The 15,835-nt window shown below is 57.2% G+C and carries 17 protein-coding genes and 1 other RNA gene; 8 read left to right on the plus strand and 10 right to left on the minus strand.

The window, feature by feature from the left end; translation table 11 throughout:
• The first annotated feature begins 228 nt into the window (after positions 1-228).
• Complete coding sequence (locus Q0802_RS19785) at positions 229-2,991, plus strand: Rne/Rng family ribonuclease (protein WP_298921530.1); 2,763 nt, start codon at positions 229-231, stop codon at positions 2,989-2,991.
• Positions 2,992-3,045: 54 nt separating this feature from the next.
• Here the strand turns inward: Q0802_RS19785 and Q0802_RS19790 are convergent, their stop codons facing one another.
• Complete coding sequence (locus Q0802_RS19790) at positions 3,046-3,276, minus strand: sulfurtransferase TusA family protein (protein ID WP_298921630.1); 231 nt, start codon at positions 3,274-3,276, stop codon at positions 3,046-3,048.
• A 92-nt stretch (positions 3,277-3,368) separates the two neighbouring features.
• Between Q0802_RS19790 and Q0802_RS19795 the strand changes: the two genes are divergently transcribed.
• The 4 genes from Q0802_RS19795 (at position 3,369) to Q0802_RS19810 (ending at position 7,723) form a co-directional block, all read left to right on the plus strand.
• On the plus strand, positions 3,369-4,121 hold the full coding sequence (locus Q0802_RS19795) for a cytochrome c biogenesis protein CcdA (protein ID WP_298921531.1): 753 nt from the start codon (positions 3,369-3,371) through the stop codon (positions 4,119-4,121).
• A gap of 57 nt (positions 4,122-4,178) precedes the next feature.
• Positions 4,179-5,417: a hypothetical protein gene (locus Q0802_RS19800; protein WP_298921532.1), complete on the plus strand. Its 1,239-nt coding sequence runs from the start codon at positions 4,179-4,181 to the stop codon at positions 5,415-5,417.
• Complete coding sequence (locus Q0802_RS19805) at positions 5,414-6,766, plus strand: cytochrome P450 (RefSeq protein ID WP_298921533.1); 1,353 nt, start codon at positions 5,414-5,416, stop codon at positions 6,764-6,766. The genes Q0802_RS19800 and Q0802_RS19805 overlap by 4 nt, the downstream gene beginning before the upstream one ends.
• A 66-nt stretch (positions 6,767-6,832) precedes the next feature.
• Positions 6,833-7,723: a fructose bisphosphate aldolase gene (locus Q0802_RS19810; RefSeq protein WP_298921535.1), complete on the plus strand. Its 891-nt coding sequence runs from the start codon at positions 6,833-6,835 to the stop codon at positions 7,721-7,723.
• On the opposite strand, the gene Q0802_RS19815 is transcribed toward Q0802_RS19810, so the two are convergent.
• The 3 genes from Q0802_RS19815 to fumC are packed head-to-tail and all read right to left on the minus strand — an operon-like array spanning position 7,705 to position 9,511.
• Positions 7,705-7,950: a ribbon-helix-helix domain-containing protein gene (locus Q0802_RS19815; RefSeq protein WP_298921537.1), complete on the minus strand. Its 246-nt coding sequence runs from the start codon at positions 7,948-7,950 to the stop codon at positions 7,705-7,707. The genes Q0802_RS19810 and Q0802_RS19815 overlap by 19 nt on opposite strands.
• Entirely contained in the window at positions 7,947-8,123 is a 177-nt protein-coding gene (locus Q0802_RS19820) for a DUF4169 family protein (RefSeq protein WP_298921539.1), read from the minus strand. Before Q0802_RS19820 ends, Q0802_RS19815 begins: the two co-directional genes overlap by 4 nt.
• Positions 8,120-9,511: a class II fumarate hydratase gene (fumC, locus tag Q0802_RS19825; RefSeq protein WP_298921631.1), complete on the minus strand. Its 1,392-nt coding sequence runs from the start codon at positions 9,509-9,511 to the stop codon at positions 8,120-8,122. Before fumC ends, Q0802_RS19820 begins: the two co-directional genes overlap by 4 nt.
• A 178-nt stretch (positions 9,512-9,689) precedes the next feature.
• On the opposite strand from fumC, the gene Q0802_RS19830 reads away from it, so the two are divergent.
• On the plus strand, positions 9,690-10,301 hold the full coding sequence (locus tag Q0802_RS19830; RefSeq protein WP_298921541.1) for a hypothetical protein: 612 nt from the start codon (positions 9,690-9,692) through the stop codon (positions 10,299-10,301).
• Between the two features lie 3 nt (positions 10,302-10,304).
• Here the strand turns inward: Q0802_RS19830 and Q0802_RS19835 are convergent, their stop codons facing one another.
• The 5 genes from Q0802_RS19835 to Q0802_RS19855 form a co-directional block, all read right to left on the minus strand.
• A complete protein-coding gene (locus Q0802_RS19835; RefSeq protein WP_298921544.1) occupies positions 10,305-10,823 on the minus strand; it encodes a ClpXP protease specificity-enhancing factor SspB in 519 nt (172 codons plus the stop codon).
• A 91-nt stretch (positions 10,824-10,914) separates the two neighbouring features.
• Entirely contained in the window at positions 10,915-12,162 is a 1,248-nt protein-coding gene (chrA, locus tag Q0802_RS19840) for a chromate efflux transporter (protein WP_298921546.1), read from the minus strand.
• A complete protein-coding gene (locus Q0802_RS19845; RefSeq protein WP_298921548.1) occupies positions 12,159-12,965 on the minus strand; it encodes a chromate resistance protein ChrB domain-containing protein in 807 nt (268 codons plus the stop codon). The genes chrA and Q0802_RS19845 overlap by 4 nt, the downstream gene beginning before the upstream one ends.
• A 131-nt stretch (positions 12,966-13,096) precedes the next feature.
• Positions 13,097-13,444: a transfer-messenger RNA gene (gene ssrA, locus Q0802_RS19850) on the minus strand.
• Positions 13,445-13,486: 42 nt separating this feature from the next.
• The gene (locus Q0802_RS19855) at positions 13,487-13,840 is read right to left on the minus strand and encodes a DUF4345 family protein (protein ID WP_298921550.1); all 354 of its coding nucleotides are present in this window, start codon (positions 13,838-13,840) and stop codon (positions 13,487-13,489) included.
• Positions 13,841-14,172: 332 nt separating this feature from the next.
• Between Q0802_RS19855 and Q0802_RS19860 the strand changes: the two genes are divergently transcribed.
• Both Q0802_RS19860 and Q0802_RS19865 read left to right on the plus strand, forming a co-directional pair.
• Entirely contained in the window at positions 14,173-14,610 is a 438-nt protein-coding gene (locus Q0802_RS19860) for a GAF domain-containing protein (protein ID WP_298921552.1), read from the plus strand.
• A gap of 112 nt (positions 14,611-14,722) precedes the next feature.
• Positions 14,723-15,070: a hypothetical protein gene (locus tag Q0802_RS19865; protein WP_298921555.1), complete on the plus strand. Its 348-nt coding sequence runs from the start codon at positions 14,723-14,725 to the stop codon at positions 15,068-15,070.
• Here Q0802_RS19865 and Q0802_RS19870 read toward each other — a convergent pair.
• On the minus strand, positions 15,067-15,813 hold the full coding sequence (locus Q0802_RS19870) for a GntR family transcriptional regulator (protein WP_298921557.1): 747 nt from the start codon (positions 15,811-15,813) through the stop codon (positions 15,067-15,069). The two genes, Q0802_RS19865 and Q0802_RS19870, sit on opposite strands and share 4 nt — an antisense overlap.
• Between the last annotated feature and the right edge of the window lie 22 nt (positions 15,814-15,835).

Below are 15,835 nucleotides of genomic sequence, written 5' to 3' on the forward strand. Positions count from 1 at the left end.
GGCTGAAGGCAAAGCGCCCTAAACACACAGTATAATAATGGATACGTGGCAGCCTTTACGCCCGTATCGGAGAAGAAACGCGATGACGCGCGCCGATGCATTGAGCAGATTTGCCATGGCCCCACCGGGCCAGATTGGCCGTGCGTCCCTGATCGCCCTGACAAGACATATTCCGCAACGCCAGGCGCCCCCGGGCGATGGTCGGCTGCGGCTGTGCAATCTGGAAATATGGCTAAGAAAATGCTTATCGATGCCACCCACGCGGAGGAAACCCGCGTCGTGGTGGTCGACGGAAACAAGGTCGAGGAGTTCGATTTTGAATCCGAAAACAAACGCCAGCTTGCTGGCAACATTTACCTCGCAAAAGTAACCCGGGTCGAGCCGTCGCTACAGGCGGCCTTCGTAGACTATGGCGGCAATCGCCATGGGTTCCTTGCGTTCTCGGAAATTCATCCGGACTATTATCAGATCCCGGTCGCGGACCGTCAGGCGCTGATGGAAGAAGAACGTGCCTACGCCGAAGCGCAAAAGGCGAAGGAAGACGAGGAAGAAAAACCCAAGCGTCGCTCACGCAGCCGCAGCCGCTCGAAATCGAAGGCCGCTGAGGCGAAAAGCGATGATGCGGTGATCTCGCAGGACGTCGAATCCGATCAGATCGATGGCATGGAAACCATTGATCTGGCAGCGGAAGAGGGTTCCTCGCCGATGGAGCGCGTGGCTGAAACGCCCGTTGAAGAGCCTGTTGAGCCGCCTGTAGAAGAAGCACCCGTTGAGGCGGTTGATGATGGTGTCTCCGAAGAAGGGACGGCCGGATCAGAAGAACCTGTGTCTGAAGATGAAGAGGCGGTTGAGGCCCCTGAAGCGGCAGATGAGGATGACGATGATGACGACGTGTCCTCGCGCAAGTCCGATGCTTCCGCCAAGGATGACAGCATCGAATCCGTCGCGGACGATGACGATCAGGAAGACATTCGGCCCGCTCGCAAACCCCGTCCTCGCCGGTACAAAATCCAGGAAGTCATCAAGGTTCGCCAGATCCTTCTGGTGCAGGTGGTCAAGGAAGAGCGCGGCAACAAGGGTGCAGCACTCACCACCTATTTGTCCTTGGCCGGTCGATACTGTGTGCTCATGCCCAATACCGCGCGGGGCGGCGGGATTTCCCGCAAGATCACCAATGCCGCAGACCGTAAGAAGCTCAAGGACATCGCCAATGAGATCGAGGTGCCGGAGGGCGCAGGGCTCATCGTACGCACTGCCGGTGCCAAACGGACCAAAGCGGAGATCAAACGTGACTATGAGTACCTGCAGCGGCTGTGGGAACAAATTCGCGAATTGACCCTGAAGTCCATCGCGCCGGCGAAGATTTACGAGGAAGGCGACCTGATCAAACGGTCGATCCGCGATCTTTATAATCGCGAGATCGACGAAGTGTTTGTGGAGGGCGAGCGCGGCTACCGCATCGCCAAGGACTTCATGAAGATGATCATGCCGTCCCACGCGAAAAATGTGAAACTTTACGCCGAAAGCCTGCCGCTTTTTGCGCGTTATCAGGTGGAAAGCTATCTGGCGGGCATGTTCAACCCGACGGTACAATTACCCTCAGGTGGCTACATCGTGATTGGCGTGACCGAGGCGCTGGTGGCTATTGACGTGAACTCCGGTCGCGCGACCAAGGAAGGCTCGATCGAGCAGACGGCGACCAAAACCAACCTTGAGGCTGCCGATGAGGTGGCGCGCCAGTTGCGGCTGCGTGACCTTGCCGGTCTGATCGTGATCGATTTCATCGACATGGACGAGCGCAAGAACAACGCCGCCGTCGAAAAGCGCATGAAGGAAAAGCTCAAAACCGACCGTGCCCGCATTCAGGTGGGCCGCATTTCGGGCTTTGGTCTGATGGAAATGTCGCGCCAGCGTCTGCGCCCGGGTATGATCGAGGCCACGACGCAGCCATGTCAGGCCTGCCACGGTACCGGCCTGATCCGTTCGGATGATAATCTCGCCCTGTCGATCCTGCGCCAGATCGAAGAAGAGGGCACCCGCAAGCGGTCCCGTGAGGTTTTGGTGCGTGCACCTGTGGGCATCGCCAATTTCCTGATGAACCAGAAACGTGAACATATCGCCCAGATTGAAGGACGTTATGGCTTGTCGGTTCGGATCGAGGGTGATCCGGCATTGGTTAGCCCGGATTTCAGTCTTGAGAAATTCAAAACCGCGACACGTGTTGTGCCGGTTGCCGCCGCACAAGTGGTGTCGGTCGACACTTCTTTGATGGATCAGATTGATGCGGATGACAGCGATGTCGTGGACGCGGATGAAGCGCCCGCCGCACCCGCCGGGGACGCCGCTGGCAATACGGCTGCTCCGGAAGAGGGAGATGGTAAGCCAAAACGTCGCCGTCGCCGCCGCCGTCGCAGTCGCAACAAATCCAATGGTGCTGAAGCGTCACAAGTTGAAGATAACGGCTCAGCTGGCGGAACAGAGGGCGAGAAACCAACTGAGCCTGCCGAGGTGGCATCAGAGACGCAATCTGACGCGCATGAAGCGCAGGTAGAGGTGCCCGAAGAAAAGGCCGAGAAACCAAAGCCGAAACGCCGGTCGCGTAGCTCAAAGGCGAAAGCTGAAAAAGAGGACGCGGTATCTGAAGAGGCGTCTGTGGTTGATGCGCCAGAATCGGCTGCGGAAGAACCTGCGCCAAAACCAAAACGCAAGCGGGCCAGTCGCGCAAAAGCACCCAAGGTTGAAGCGGCAGCCGCAGAGCCCGCCCAAGCCCCAGCGCCCGAGGCAACTGCCACAAGCGATACTCAGCCCGATGAGCCCGCCGCCGAGACGGAACAGCCCAAACCTCAACCTGTGCCCGAAGCGGCAGCGGTGGTTGAGCAAGCGCCTGATCCAGTGCCAGAACCCGTCGCTGCTGCTCCCGAGCCCGAGCCCGAGCCGGAGGCGGCACCAGCCAAGCCCAAGCGGAGGGGTTGGTGGTCGCTTGGTGGCTGATCACCTTGCTGATTGAACGAAAAAAGGCGTGCGGACAAGCGCGCCTTTTTTTCGTTACGCCTTGCGGATCACGTAGGTTTGTACAGGCCCGTCATCGTTCATTGAAATCAACTTGTGACCTGCCTCGGCGCAAAAATGCGGCACATCAATCACTGCGGCAGGATCATCTGCAAGGACAGTCAGGGTCTCACCACTCGCCAGCCCCTGAAGGCGTTTGCGCGCCTTGAGAACGGGCAGGGGGCATAGCAGCCCGGTTGCGTCGAGGTGGGTATTATCCTGGGTCATACCGCCCAGATAAGCGTGATGTTTCAGTCTGTCCACAAGGATGTGACCAGCCGTTGCGTGACCTGTCGGCGCTTATCGGCTAGGGGATAGATATGTTTGGATTTGAAATCATCGACGCGGGCCTTCTCCCTGCCATGATCATCGCCCTCCTGGCAGGTGTGATCAGCTTTCTCAGCCCCTGCGTGCTGCCGATCGTACCCCCATATCTGGCCTATATGAGCGGGGTGTCGCTGGGGGAAATGACGGGTGAGGCGGCAGCGCGCAGGCGTGCGGTGATTGCCGCACTTTTCTTTGTGCTGGGGTTGAGTACGGTTTTTTTGATCCTCGGTTTTACCGCCTCGGCCTTCGGCGCGTTTTTCCTGCAAAATCAGGTGATTTTTTCACAGGCGGCGGGACTTGTGGTGATCATTTTCGGGGTGCATTTTCTGGGCCTTATTCGCATTCCCTTCTTGGATCAGGAAGCGCGGCTGGATGCGGGCGACAAAGGCGGCTCCAGCTTTGGGGCCTATGTTCTGGGGCTGGCCTTTGCCTTTGGCTGGACGCCCTGTATCGGTCCGCAGCTGGGGGCGATTCTGTCGCTTGCGGCCTCTGAGGCATCGGTGAGCCGGGGCACGCTCTTGCTGGGCATTTATGCGGCGGGTCTGGGCATTCCGTTTCTTGTCGCTGCAATGTTCATCACCCGTGCCGTTGGTGTCATGAACCGCCTGAAACGACATATGAAAATGATCGAGCGTGTCATGGGCGGATTGCTGGTGGTTGTCGGGCTGGCGCTTGTCACAGGTGCCTTCACAACCTTCTCCTGGTGGTTGCTGGAACGTTTCCCGGCCTTGGCAACGCTGGGCTGATCGCATTAGACTGAATTCAATCCCTGCGATGCTGCCGGGCTTGAACAAGGTCTGGCAATGGGCAGCACATCTCCCACCCTCGTAAAGCACCGCAAGGTTTTCTACATCCCGGGGTATGATCCTTTTCCGCCCCGTCGGTACCGCGAGCTGTTTCGCAAGGAAAGTGCCGCTCAGGCCGCGATTTCCGGCTATCAGATCGAGATGCTTGGCGCGCTGGAGGGCGCTGCTTTTGGTTGGCGCGTTCAGGCCGAGATCGACGGGCAGAAAACCGAGAGTGAATTCGAAGTGCTGGTCTGGTCGGATATCGTCCAGAACAGTTTTCATGCGTCGATCCTGCTGACCTATGCTGCACTGATACGTACCGCGTGGATCTATATTTCAACCGGTGCCTTGTGGCGGTTGATGCGGTTGCGAAAGGGGCCCGTTATCGCGGCCTTGTTCCCCGTTGTGGCGCTGCTTCTGCAAGCCGCAATAGCCTGGGCAATCGGGTTCCTGGGCTGGTTGGTGGTTGACGCTTTCCTCAGCACGATCTGGAACAATGGGCTGGCTGTCGGCCTTGTCGCAACAGGGGGGGCTTTCTTGTTGGCGTGGCAGACATTGCGCCTTTTCAAGAAACATGACGGCCGCATTTTTGCGCATTACCTGATGCATGACTTTGCCCATACCGCATCGCAATATGGGGCCTACCCGACGGCATTGACCACGCGTCTGAAACGTTTTGAAGGCGCGATCGCCGGCGCGCTGGTCTCAGATGTCGACGAAGTTCTTGTGGTCGGGCATTCCTCGGGCGCGCATCTTGCGGTGACGGTGCTGGCCGCGCTGATCCGCGAAGGCCATATCCCGGCAGACGGGCCAAAGCTCGCCTTTCTGTCACTGGGGCAAGTGGTCCCGATGGTCTCTTTTTTACCCCGTGCCCATGCCCTCAGGCGCGATCTGAAATACCTGTCGACAAGCGATCTGACATGGGTGGATGTGACGGCCCCTGGTGATGGATGTTCGTTTTCGCTTTGCGACCCGGTGGGTGTATCCGGGCAGGGCACACCGCAAAAGAAATGGCCGTTGGTGTTCTCGGCAGTCTTCACCAAAAGCCTGTCACCTGAACGCTGGCGCGCTTTGCGGTGGCGCTTCTTTAAGTTGCATTTCCAGTACCTGTGTGCTTTCGATCGGCCAAGGGACTACGATTATTTCCAGATCACCGCTGGTCCGCGCGCTCTTGCCGACCGCTACGAGGGGCGGCCCGCGTCCCGGTCGCGGATTGACCACACGGTCAGCAGATACACCTCCACCGAACCATGACCAAACCGCCCAAACCCTCTGCGCGTGTGGGCAAAGTCCCGCTTTGGCGATATGCGCGCCTGTTCCGGCGCGACATCATCTCTGCGCAACCCGAACATCTTTACGGTGCGTGGATGGCGGAGTTTCGAACGCCGTTTTTCCACAGCTTCATGGCCAATGACCCCGAACTCATCAATCTCCTGCTGAAAGAACGCCCGGATGATTTTCCAAAATCCGATCGCGTCGGGGAAGGTCTGCGCCCTTTGCTGGGTAACTCGGTCTTTCTGACGAATGGCGAGACGTGGAAACGCCAGAGACGGATTATTGATCCCGCTTTCGAAGGTGGACGTCTTCGCGAAACCTTCCCGGCGATCTGGCAGGCTGCGGAGGCCGCGGCCGCACGGTTCAGCGCGCATTCGGATCAGGAGATTGATGTTGAGCCCGAGGCCAGCCATGCTGCGGCTGATGTGATCTTTCGAACGCTGTTTTCAATCCCCATCGATCATCGCGTTGCACGGGATGTTTACGAGGCTTTTCAGGCCTATCAACGCAGCCAGCCCATTTTGAACATCGCGGCTTTCATGCCCTTGCCCCGTTGGATGCCGCGCGGGTTTCGCCGCACGACCAAGCGGAGTGCGCTGCAAATCCGACGACTGATCCGGGAGATCACGCAACAGCGGCAAAGGGAAATTGATGCGGGAAATGCACCGCAGGATCTGGCGACCAAGATCATGACAACGGCTGATCCTGAGACCGGCAACACCTTCGACGTCGATGAAATGGTTGACCAGGTCGCGATTTTCTTTCTGGCAGGGCATGAAACCAGCGCGTCGTCCCTTGCCTGGTCTCTCTATCTTTTGGCGCTTTTCCCGGATTGGCAGGACCGTGTCGCTGAGGAAGCCCAAGCCCTTGGGGAATGTGATTTCGGCGTTTTGTCGAAGCTGCGAATAACGCGCGATGTGTTTCGCGAGACCTTGAGGCTCTACCCGCCGGTGCCGATGATGGTGCGCGAGGCGCAGAAAGAGGAAACATTGCGCAAACGCGCTGCACCACGGGGTGCGCAACTGGTGATGAGCCAATGGCATTTGCACCGGCACACGCGCCTCTGGGATGCCCCGGATGATTTTAAGCCCGACCGCTGGCAAACCGAGAATGGACAGGCCTGTGCACGCAATGCCTACATTCCTTTCAGTGCCGGTCCGCGTGTGTGCCCGGGGGCGGGCTTTGCGATGATCGAGGGGGTGTTGATGCTTGCTCATATTCTGCGTGATTACCGGGTGGTGCTGACCGATCATCCAACGCCCGTACCGGTGGCACATTTAACGGTCAGATCGCGTGATGGCATCTGGTTGCGCATTGTCCGGCGCTAACATGTACCATCCGTTGCCGGACTGTTCTAAAGAAGGCCAAGGGGCGGAATCAGAAGGAAAAAGACCATGTCAGACCAAGCTGCAATGCGCGAGCAAATGAAATCAGGTGCAGGCTTTATCGCCGCATTGGATCAGTCTGGCGGTTCAACACCGAAAGCGCTGAGCCTCTATGGTGTGGAGCCTTCGGATTATTCTGGCGATGATGAAATGTTCCGCGCCATGCACGATATGCGCGCCCGGATCATTCTGGCGGAGGATTTTACCAAGGCCAAGGTCATCGGCGCGATCCTCTTTGAGCGCACGATGCATGACACGATCAATGGCACGCCGGTGGCGGACTTGTTGTGGAACCAGCGCGGCGTTGTCCCTTTCCTGAAAATCGACAAAGGTCTCGAAGAGCAGGCCGACGGTGTGCAGTTGATGAAACCGATGCCGGGGCTCGAAGATGTTCTGACCACGGCACAGGCGAAAGGCATCTTTGGCACCAAGGAGCGTTCAGTGATCCACGAAGCAAACGCCAAGGGCATTGCCGATATTGTTGCTCAGCAATTTGAAGTGGGGCAAACGGTGACGGGCGCCGGGCTTGTTCCGATCCTGGAGCCTGAGGTCAACATCCATTCAGACACCAAAGGTGAGGCGGAGACCTTGCTGGAAGGTGAAATTGCCAGGTATCTCGACACGCTGGATGACGGCGTGGACATCATGCTCAAACTCACGCTGCCGGATCAACCTGGTCTCTATGATGGTCTGGCCGCACACCCACGCGTCCTGCGTGTCGTCGCCTTGTCGGGCGGGTATTCGACGGACGAAGCCTCTGCCAAGCTCGCAGAAAACAAGCACATGATCGCCAGCTTCAGCCGCGCGCTGACTGAAGGGTTGAACGTGCGGATGTCAGATAGCGAATTTAACGCGGCTCTGGGTGGGAATATCGACAAGATCTATCGCGCGTCGGTCTGAGACCCCGCCAAACGGTCTTGTAGATTGCGCAGCACATAGAGACGGATCGCGGAGGCCAATCCCATGTCGCTCCCGCGATCTACATCAATTTCAGCCACTAGCGCATTGATTGGAAGTGATTTTTCTGCTGCCAGATCACGTAGGGCCCGCCAGAATTCATCCTCCAGAGATATTGAGGTTCGGTGCCCTTTTAAGGTCACCGAGTGTTTGACGGGCCGACCGCTCATGTCTCGCGTTTGTGAGCGTCCAGATTGCGCGCGATTTTCTCCGCTTTGGCCTTGAGCGCTGCTTTTTGCGCTTTGGTCTGTCCGAAGGCCACCGCGTTCTCATCCGCCCGCGCCCTGCGTGAGGCGCGGTTGCGTTCTTTTTTTACTTTGTTGAGATTGATGGGCGTGCTCATTTGGGTCCGATCATGTTTTCCGGGCGCACAACGCGCTCGAAAGTTTCCGCGTCAACAAATCCCAGCGCAATCGCCTCTTCTTTCAGGGTCGTGCCGTTTTTATGCGCGGTTTTGGCAACCTTGGTCGCATTGTCATAGCCGATTTCCGGTGCAAGTGCAGTGACCAGCATCAGGCTTTCGCGCATCAACCTTTCGATCCTGTCCGCATCGGCTTTCAGGCCAACCACGAGATTGTCCGTAAAGGCCGAGGCTGCATCCCCCAGAAGTTGCATGGATTGCAACACGTTATAGGCCATCATGGGCTTGTAGACGTTAAGTTCGAAATGCCCCTGGCTCCCCGCAAAGCCGACGGCGGCATCATTGCCGAACACATGGGCGCAGACCTGCGTCAGGGCTTCGCATTGTGTGGGGTTCACCTTGCCCGGCATGATCGACGAGCCCGGCTCATTCTCCGGCAGGACCAGTTCTCCCAACCCGCAACGCGGGCCAGACCCCAGCAGGCGGACGTCATTGGCGATCTTGAACAAAGAGGCCGCGACCGTCTTCAAAGCGCCCGAGATTTCGACCATGGCGTCATGGGCGGCAAGCGCTTCGAATTTATTGGGCGCGGTCACAAAGGGCAGGCCGGTGATCTCCGCCATATTCCGGGCAACTGTCACATCCCAGCCCTTGGGGGTGTTCAGACCGGTGCCCACCGCAGTGCCCCCTTGCGCAAGTTCATAGATGCGGCCCAAACCATCCTTCACGCGCTGGATACCCATGGCGACCTGATGGCTGTAGCCCGAAAATTCCTGGCTGAGCGTAAGGGGTGTGGCGTCCTGGGTGTGCGTGCGTCCGATCTTGATGATACCGTCGAATTCGGCGACCTTGGCCTCCAGCGCGCGGTGCAGTTTTTCCAGGCCCGGCAGCAACACGTCATGCGCGGTCATTGCCGCGGAAATATGCATTGCCGTGGGAAAGGTGTCGTTGGACGACTGGCCCATATTGCAGTGATCGTTCGGGTGCACGGGGTCTTTCGATCCAATCTCACCGCCCAGAATTTCAATCGCGCGGTTGGCGATCACCTCGTTGGCGTTCATGTTCGACTGGGTGCCGGAACCCGTCTGCCAGACCACGAGCGGGAAGTTGTCGTCGAATTTGCCTTCGATCACTTCGCCAGCGGCCTGCACGATGGCATTGCCGCGATCCGTGTCGAGTTTGCCCAAAGCGATGTTGGCCTGGGCGCAGGCTTTTTTGATCACGCCCAATGCGCGCACTACTGCGACGGGTTGTTTTTCCCAGCCAATCGGGAAATTTATGATCGAGCGTTGGGTCTGCGCGCCCCAATATTTGTCCGCGGGCACTTCAAGGGGGCCAAAGCTGTCGGTTTCAGTGCGGGTCGCTGACATAATATGCTCCGTCATTTGAGTTACCTGCGGTTTACAGTTGCCGGCAGGGCCGTGCAACTGAGCATTGACGATATCTTTGAAAATGCCCCCTTCGGGTGGATCTGGTCTGTCCAACAGGTGTCATCTGTCGTTGAATAGCTGGTGTGGGGTGCTATCTTGAAGAGAAGGAGGCAGGGCGATGTCAGACCTCCGTTCAGTCGTCGACAAAAGGTCCGTCATCATGATTTCACAGCCACGCACGATCAGAGCCCAGCTCGCACTTTGGCAGGCTCTGTGCTGCATTCTGGTGGCGGGGGTGATGCTGACCGCTAATATGGCGCAGGCCGATATTTCCCGATTTGTCGGGGCTTACAAAGGGTCGGCGGAAGTGACGTCGGCGGATGGCACCAAACGGCACAGGGACATGGACGTCGAAGTTACCCAAACCTCTGACGGTTTTCGGGTGGACTGGACATCGACGACTTATCGGCCCAATGGCACGGCCAAAGAGAAATCCTACTCCATCGAATTTGTCCCGTCAGACCGGGGGGATGTTTATGCATCGGCAATGAAACGCAACGTTTTTGGCCATGATGTACAGCTCGATCCGATGAAGGGGGAACCCTATGTCTGGAGCCGGATCAATGGCGATACCCTCAGCGTCTATTCGTTGTTCGTGGCGGAGGATGGAGGCTATGAGATTCAGCAATTCAACCGCACGCTGGCAGAGGGCGGGCTACAGCTGGATTATCAAAGCGTGCGCAATGGTGAAATCCAGCGCACGGTTTCCACATTCCTGACCAAGCAGTAGCGGCTATTTTCTGAAGCTGTCCAAAGAAACGATTTCTGCGTCTTTTGCATCATCTTCGCTGGATTCTTCCGCGTCATGGGTTCTGGTTTTCGAAGCAGGCTGCACCGCCGGGACGGAGGCGGTTGTCGTGGGGACCAGATCGGTTGGCCCGATGTTTTCGTCCTCATCCTCTTGGGTCTCAAAACGCAGGCCGAACTCAACGGAGGGGTCGACGAAGGTTTTGATCGCATCGTAAGGAATAAACAGCGGCTCCGGCGCGTCGCCAAAGTTCAACGTTACAGAGAAGCCGTCATCGCCCACATCCAGATTGTCGTACCAGTGCTGCATCACAACCGTCATCTCACCGGGGTAGCGATCGGACAACCAGTCGGCCAACTCGGCATCCGGATGGCTGGTGTCAAAAGTGATGAAGAAATGGTGCGCGCCCGGAAGACCGTTTTCAGAGACATCTCGCAGCACTTTTTGAATCAGACCACGCATGGCCTCATGCATCAGGTTACCATAATCAATGCTGCGGCTCATCGTGATCCTCTGAGCTAAGGGTGATCGGTGGTTAAAGCATAACCGATTCCCGCTCAGAGGAAAGAGGTTGCAGACCGAAATCGGCCTTGCCTCAAAGAACGCCGACACAAAGGCCGGCGATGGCCAGGATGAAGAGGCTCTCCACCATCCCCCGTTTCAGCCAAAGCAGCAGCGCGGCAGCCAGAAACGTGAGCGCCAGGGCGCGCAAGTCGAGAGAGGTCATGTCGGGCAGGGGGGCAGCGGTCCAGCCTCCCGTGTCAACCCGGTCAAAGAGCACATGGACCGCAAACCAGATCGTCAGATTGAGAATGACGCCGACAACCGCCGCGGTGATGGCATTGAGGGCGGAGGAAAGCCGCGGTTTCGCCGCGATCCTGTCCAGATAGGGACCTGCCAGAAAAATCCATAGAAAGCAGGGGGTGAATGTCACCCACAAGGCCACTGACCCGGCCGCGACAGCCAATCCGACCCCGCCTTTTGCAAAGCCTGCAAGCAGGGCGACGAATTCGGTCACAAGGATGAGAGGCCCCGGTGTGGTTTCTGCCAGTCCAAGCGCGTCAATCATTTCGGCGGTGCTGATCCAGCCGAAATCCTGCACCACCGTTTGGGTCATGTAGGCCAGAACAGCGTAGGCCCCGCCAAAGGTCACAACCGCCAGTTTCGAGAAAAACAGCGCGATCTGGCTCAGGAATGCGTGATCCATGAACCAGAGAGCCAGCACGGGCGCGCTCCATAATCCGCCCCAGATCAGCAGCGTCTGCAATGTATTGGGCGGGCGGGTATGGACGATGGTCTCTTGTGTCTCGGCAGATTTGCGCATGGCGAAACCGTATAATCCTGCCGCGATCACGATCAGCGGAAAGGGCAGCCCAAGGAAATAAAGTGCGACAAAGGCGGACCCTGCGAGCAGGAGAGCGTCCCGCCCTGTCAGGGCCTTGCGAGAGACTTTCAAAAGCGCTTGAAGAACGATGATGATCACTGCCGCCTTGATCCCTTCGAAGGCGGCCTGAACCAGCGGTACCTGTCCGTAAAGCGCATAGCCCAATGCCAGACAGAGAATAACAAGGGCACCGGGTACCACAAAGAGCAGACCCGCGATCAGCCCGCCAAAGGTGCCGCGCAATCGCCAGCCTGCATAGGTCGCAAGCTGCATAGCTTCGGGGCCGGGCAGCAACATGCACAAGGACAGAGCGCGCAGATAGCTCTCTTCGCTGAGCCACGGGCGGTTTTCGACCAGTTCGCGGTGCATTAGCGCGATCTGTGCGGCAGGTCCTCCGAACGACAGCAAACCAATGCGCCCGAAAACACGGATCATCTCGGCAGTTGATGGGGCGTTCATCCGACGTCTTCCTGCCAGTCATGTGTTTCGCTCTGCCCATCCCGCGCCCAGCGAAAGAGCGCATCATAAAGAACCATAGCTGCCTCCAATTGCGCCAGATCATCCCGAAATCCGCGCGACAGCCCCACGGACATTGCCAGCAAACCCGCGCATTCGGGGGCCAGATCATGACGGTTGGTGTCGGCTCCGCGAATGATCTTTGCCATGGTTTGCAGGGCGGGTATCTGCAGGCCAAACCCATGCAGCATCGTATCAAATGTGCATTGCGGACCGTCGTGGGTCCAGGGAGCCCCCGGCACATCAAAGGCGGTTGCGTGAAATTTCTCTGCAACGTCTGCGACTTGCGCGGGGGGTACAAACAGAAACTCAGCGTTGGGATCAACGAAACGCCTGATCAGCCATGGGCAGGCAATGCGGTCAATTTTGGGCCGCCAGCGCGTGACCCAGCGGGACGCGGGCGTGGCTGTGGGCAGCTTGCCCACGGGGATGCGCGGCAGGCCCGCCTGCTTCCAGGCAATGTTGCCGCCCTCCAGAACTTCGGCCTCAATGCCGTGGGCTCTGAGAAGTGCTGCACTCCCGTGGCTCAGTTTCAGCCCCTTTTGACAGATCACGACGACGCGCTGGCCAGTGAGGTCACCGACCAATTCGGGGATCTTCGTATGTGGCCAGCGACACGCCGTCGGCACCAATAGCGGATCAGCGCAGAAATCTTCATCAATGCAGACGTCTATGATAGCGGGCGCATCGGGCGTTCCAATCAGGCGCATGAGGGCAACGGGGGATATTGAGGCAAATTGGGCCATAGAACAGCATCCTTTTGTCGAATCAACAGGATGCGATACTTGGGCCTGAGCCTCACGGGGCTATCGCTCTATCCCCATATGAGACAAATGCCACAGTTGCGGGGGCGCGGTCAATGCAGGCAAAGGAGAGAAGTGCAGGCTTCTGTTGCCAGGTGCCTGCGGACCCCGCCTTACGTCGCTAAACGCAAGGAGTTAGGTTTCAGTATCTCAGGTCGCTTACGCGGCCATTGCTACTGGAGCACGATTGTCATTTGCAATTGTACATGTTTCGCCGATAACGGTGGCAGACAGCCGAGACAAAGCAAACCCCTTTAGACGTTCGTCGATCCTGTTTCGGCCCCATAATCCCCAAATGAAGGATTTTGGTGGAGCCGCCGGGTACCGCCCCCGGGTCCGATCCGCTTATTACGAGCGCGTTTATGTCCATAGTCCCGAAGGACGCTTTAGATATAAGAGGATCAGGCTGCTGTTGCAATCAGACTGGGTAAATTTGCCGGAAATTGTTCCATGGACTCGGATTTTTAAAGATTGAGGCCAAGGCCAAGCATGCCAATAATGGTTTCACAAATCAGGAACACCCATTTCTTGCGGGACTGTCCGTCCAGCATCAGTGAAGTCAGTCGCCCTATCGCCCCACCAGCCCAGATAAAACCGATCATGGCGTAGGCGTCGGGCGTATTGAGGGCGAGCGCGCCGATACCTGCAAGGACGTAGAGAGCACCAGAGGCTGCGCGCACTTCCGACATGCCCATGGTCGATCCGCCGTCTCGAAGGTCAATCGTTGACATTGTGTATCTCGGCGCCAACCACCCGAAAATACCCAAGGCGATGCTGATCAATGCGAGAGAGATGTTAATGCCGGTTACAATGTCCATTCTGGGCCTCTGTTGCTTTTGTTCCCGCGAAGCTAAACCGAATTGCCGAAATGGCTAGCCACGTCCGCTGATGCCTGACGGCAAAGGACCCTTTCGACGCAATTGTTGCTGTGTTAGCTAGAAACCATGTCCATTAACCGGGTCCACTGTTATCGGGGCGAGTGGTATGTGATATGCGCAGGTTCGCGCATGTGCTGGGAAATTGTTCTTTCAATTGGGAAAGCATTGGCCAGAATTTAAGGACGCTCCATTGTCGGTGCGGCCTGTGACGATTGAAAAACGAAGCGTTTTTGGTTTTGCCGGTTTTTGTGATTCTGCACTGCGGGTGAATTATGGAAAATCAAGACAACATTTTGACACTGGAAGCACTGGCCGAATGGCTGAGCGATAAAATCGGCAATTGCAGTGTGCTCATTACGCAGGTGCAGACGGATAAACAGTTGAATTTGGCAACCAGTGGTCAAGCGCTACCAGATGCGGTGCGGGATGAGGTCCCTATTGGCTATTCTATTTGCCGTCATGTTGCGGCGATGGATTTTCCGTTGGTGATTGATGACGCCTTTACGCACCCCTTGCTGAAAGGCAACGCAATGGTCACAGAGTTTGGCGTCGGTGCCTATGCAGGCGCGCCCACCCACAGCCATAATTCAGAGCCTTTTGGGGCTGTCTGTGTGTTGAAACAGAACATACACCGTTGGCAGGCGCCTGAAATCTCCCTGATCATTCGCGCAGCGAGTATGGCCGACAAGGTATTCGCCGCCGCGGGATAGTGTGCAGCCATGCTTGACAGATGATTTGCTCTACCTAGAATGTTTTTCTTGCATAAACTTCAATCAGTGGTCGTATTGTAAAAGTGCAGTGGCTGCCTGTCAGGGTGGTACCATGACGAAAGGAAGATCTGTTTCGCTTATGGAAAACGTCCCGCCAATTCGTCTGTTGTCAGAAGAACCCGGTTCTGACGACGCTGAGAAGGCGCAGATCGTCCGTGCGTTTTTTGATTTGGCGGATGCGATCATAGAGGACGCACCCAAGGAAAATCCGCCCCCCTTTGAACTCTCCTTGTCTCGCAGCAGGATTGATGAGCTGATTGATAAACACAGCGACGCGCAGTCTGTCGAGCACATCAAGAACATCTGGAATGCATTGCAGTATCTTGTTGATGAATCTGCTGCGGAAAAAAGTACTGATCCAACAGCCTCCGAGGCTTCGGTGACTAAAAAACGTACCTAGCTCACGGGTTTACTGGATTTTTTCAGACGTGAGGCAAAGACGCTCTGGGCAAGCGTCTGAGTTTCTTCTTCCAGCGCTGACAGGGCGGCCTGGGTTGCTCGGGGATCCTGCTGCTCCAACGCGTCCGCGATGCTGGTGTGCAGCGCGACAATTTTGCCCCGTGACCGGGCGGTGAAGGTAATCATGTTCATCAGGGGCTGCATTGCCTCTACCGCGCCTGACAGCTGATAGGACAGAACCGGGTTTGACGCGCCATCGACAAGCGCCCGGTGAAACGCAACATCGGAGGCACAAAAGGCTTCGTCTGTAAGCCCAGGATGCCCCTGGCGCAGAATCTCCGCGCGCATTGTCGCTAGATGATCCGCCGTGCGACGTTCGGCAGAAAGCGGCGCGCAGGCGCGCTCCAGGGCATAGCGTGCTTCGCAGGCGGTCTCAAAACTCACGGCATTCATGCTCAGAAGCAGCGTGGACGTGGTGATTTGCTGTGGCTGTGCAGCTTCGAAACTCAGACGATTTACAAATGCACCGCCCGTGGCTCCGCGCTGGGTGCGGATCAGCGATTGCGCTGCCAGCCGTTTCAATGCCTCTCTGACCGTAGGACGCGACACATTGAACTGGTCAGACAGCTCTGCCTCCGAAGGCAGCCTTTCGTCAACGATCAATGTGCCATCCACGATGGCATTTCTTATGGCGGCGGCGATCTGCGCGGACAGATCAGCAGGGCTGTCGGGGTCAATTTTCATTTGTCTTACATTTAATGTTTGA

The sequence above is a fragment of the uncultured Roseobacter sp. genome (genome assembly GCF_947495275.1).
Lineage (GTDB): Bacteria > Pseudomonadota > Alphaproteobacteria > Rhodobacterales > Rhodobacteraceae > Roseobacter.

Excerpts from the sequence above, each read along its gene's own strand:
- Q0802_RS19860 (WP_298921552.1), top strand. The coding sequence starts at position 14,173 with ATGGAAAATCAAGACAACATTTTGACACTGGAAGCACTGGCCGAATGG.
- Q0802_RS19790 (WP_298921630.1), bottom strand. The coding sequence starts at position 3,276 with ATGACCCAGGATAATACCCACCTCGACGCAACCGGGCTGCTATGCCCC.
- chrA (WP_298921546.1), bottom strand. The coding sequence starts at position 12,162 with ATGAACGCCCCATCAACTGCCGAGATGATCCGTGTTTTCGGGCGCATT.
- Q0802_RS19865 (WP_298921555.1), top strand. The coding sequence starts at position 14,723 with ATGACGAAAGGAAGATCTGTTTCGCTTATGGAAAACGTCCCGCCAATT.
- Q0802_RS19845 (WP_298921548.1), bottom strand. The coding sequence starts at position 12,965 with ATGGCCCAATTTGCCTCAATATCCCCCGTTGCCCTCATGCGCCTGATT.
- fumC (WP_298921631.1), bottom strand. The coding sequence starts at position 9,511 with ATGTCAGCGACCCGCACTGAAACCGACAGCTTTGGCCCCCTTGAAGTG.
- Q0802_RS19820 (WP_298921539.1), bottom strand. The coding sequence starts at position 8,123 with ATGAGCACGCCCATCAATCTCAACAAAGTAAAAAAAGAACGCAACCGC.
- Q0802_RS19785 (WP_298921530.1), top strand. The coding sequence starts at position 229 with ATGGCTAAGAAAATGCTTATCGATGCCACCCACGCGGAGGAAACCCGC.
- Q0802_RS19810 (WP_298921535.1), top strand. The coding sequence starts at position 6,833 with ATGTCAGACCAAGCTGCAATGCGCGAGCAAATGAAATCAGGTGCAGGC.
- Q0802_RS19830 (WP_298921541.1), top strand. The coding sequence starts at position 9,690 with ATGTCAGACCTCCGTTCAGTCGTCGACAAAAGGTCCGTCATCATGATT.
- Q0802_RS19855 (WP_298921550.1), bottom strand. The coding sequence starts at position 13,840 with ATGGACATTGTAACCGGCATTAACATCTCTCTCGCATTGATCAGCATC.
- Q0802_RS19805 (WP_298921533.1), top strand. The coding sequence starts at position 5,414 with ATGACCAAACCGCCCAAACCCTCTGCGCGTGTGGGCAAAGTCCCGCTT.
- Q0802_RS19795 (WP_298921531.1), top strand. The coding sequence starts at position 3,369 with ATGTTTGGATTTGAAATCATCGACGCGGGCCTTCTCCCTGCCATGATC.
- Q0802_RS19870 (WP_298921557.1), bottom strand. The coding sequence starts at position 15,813 with ATGAAAATTGACCCCGACAGCCCTGCTGATCTGTCCGCGCAGATCGCC.
- Q0802_RS19800 (WP_298921532.1), top strand. The coding sequence starts at position 4,179 with ATGGGCAGCACATCTCCCACCCTCGTAAAGCACCGCAAGGTTTTCTAC.
- Q0802_RS19835 (WP_298921544.1), bottom strand. The coding sequence starts at position 10,823 with ATGAGCCGCAGCATTGATTATGGTAACCTGATGCATGAGGCCATGCGT.
- Q0802_RS19815 (WP_298921537.1), bottom strand. The coding sequence starts at position 7,950 with ATGAGCGGTCGGCCCGTCAAACACTCGGTGACCTTAAAAGGGCACCGA.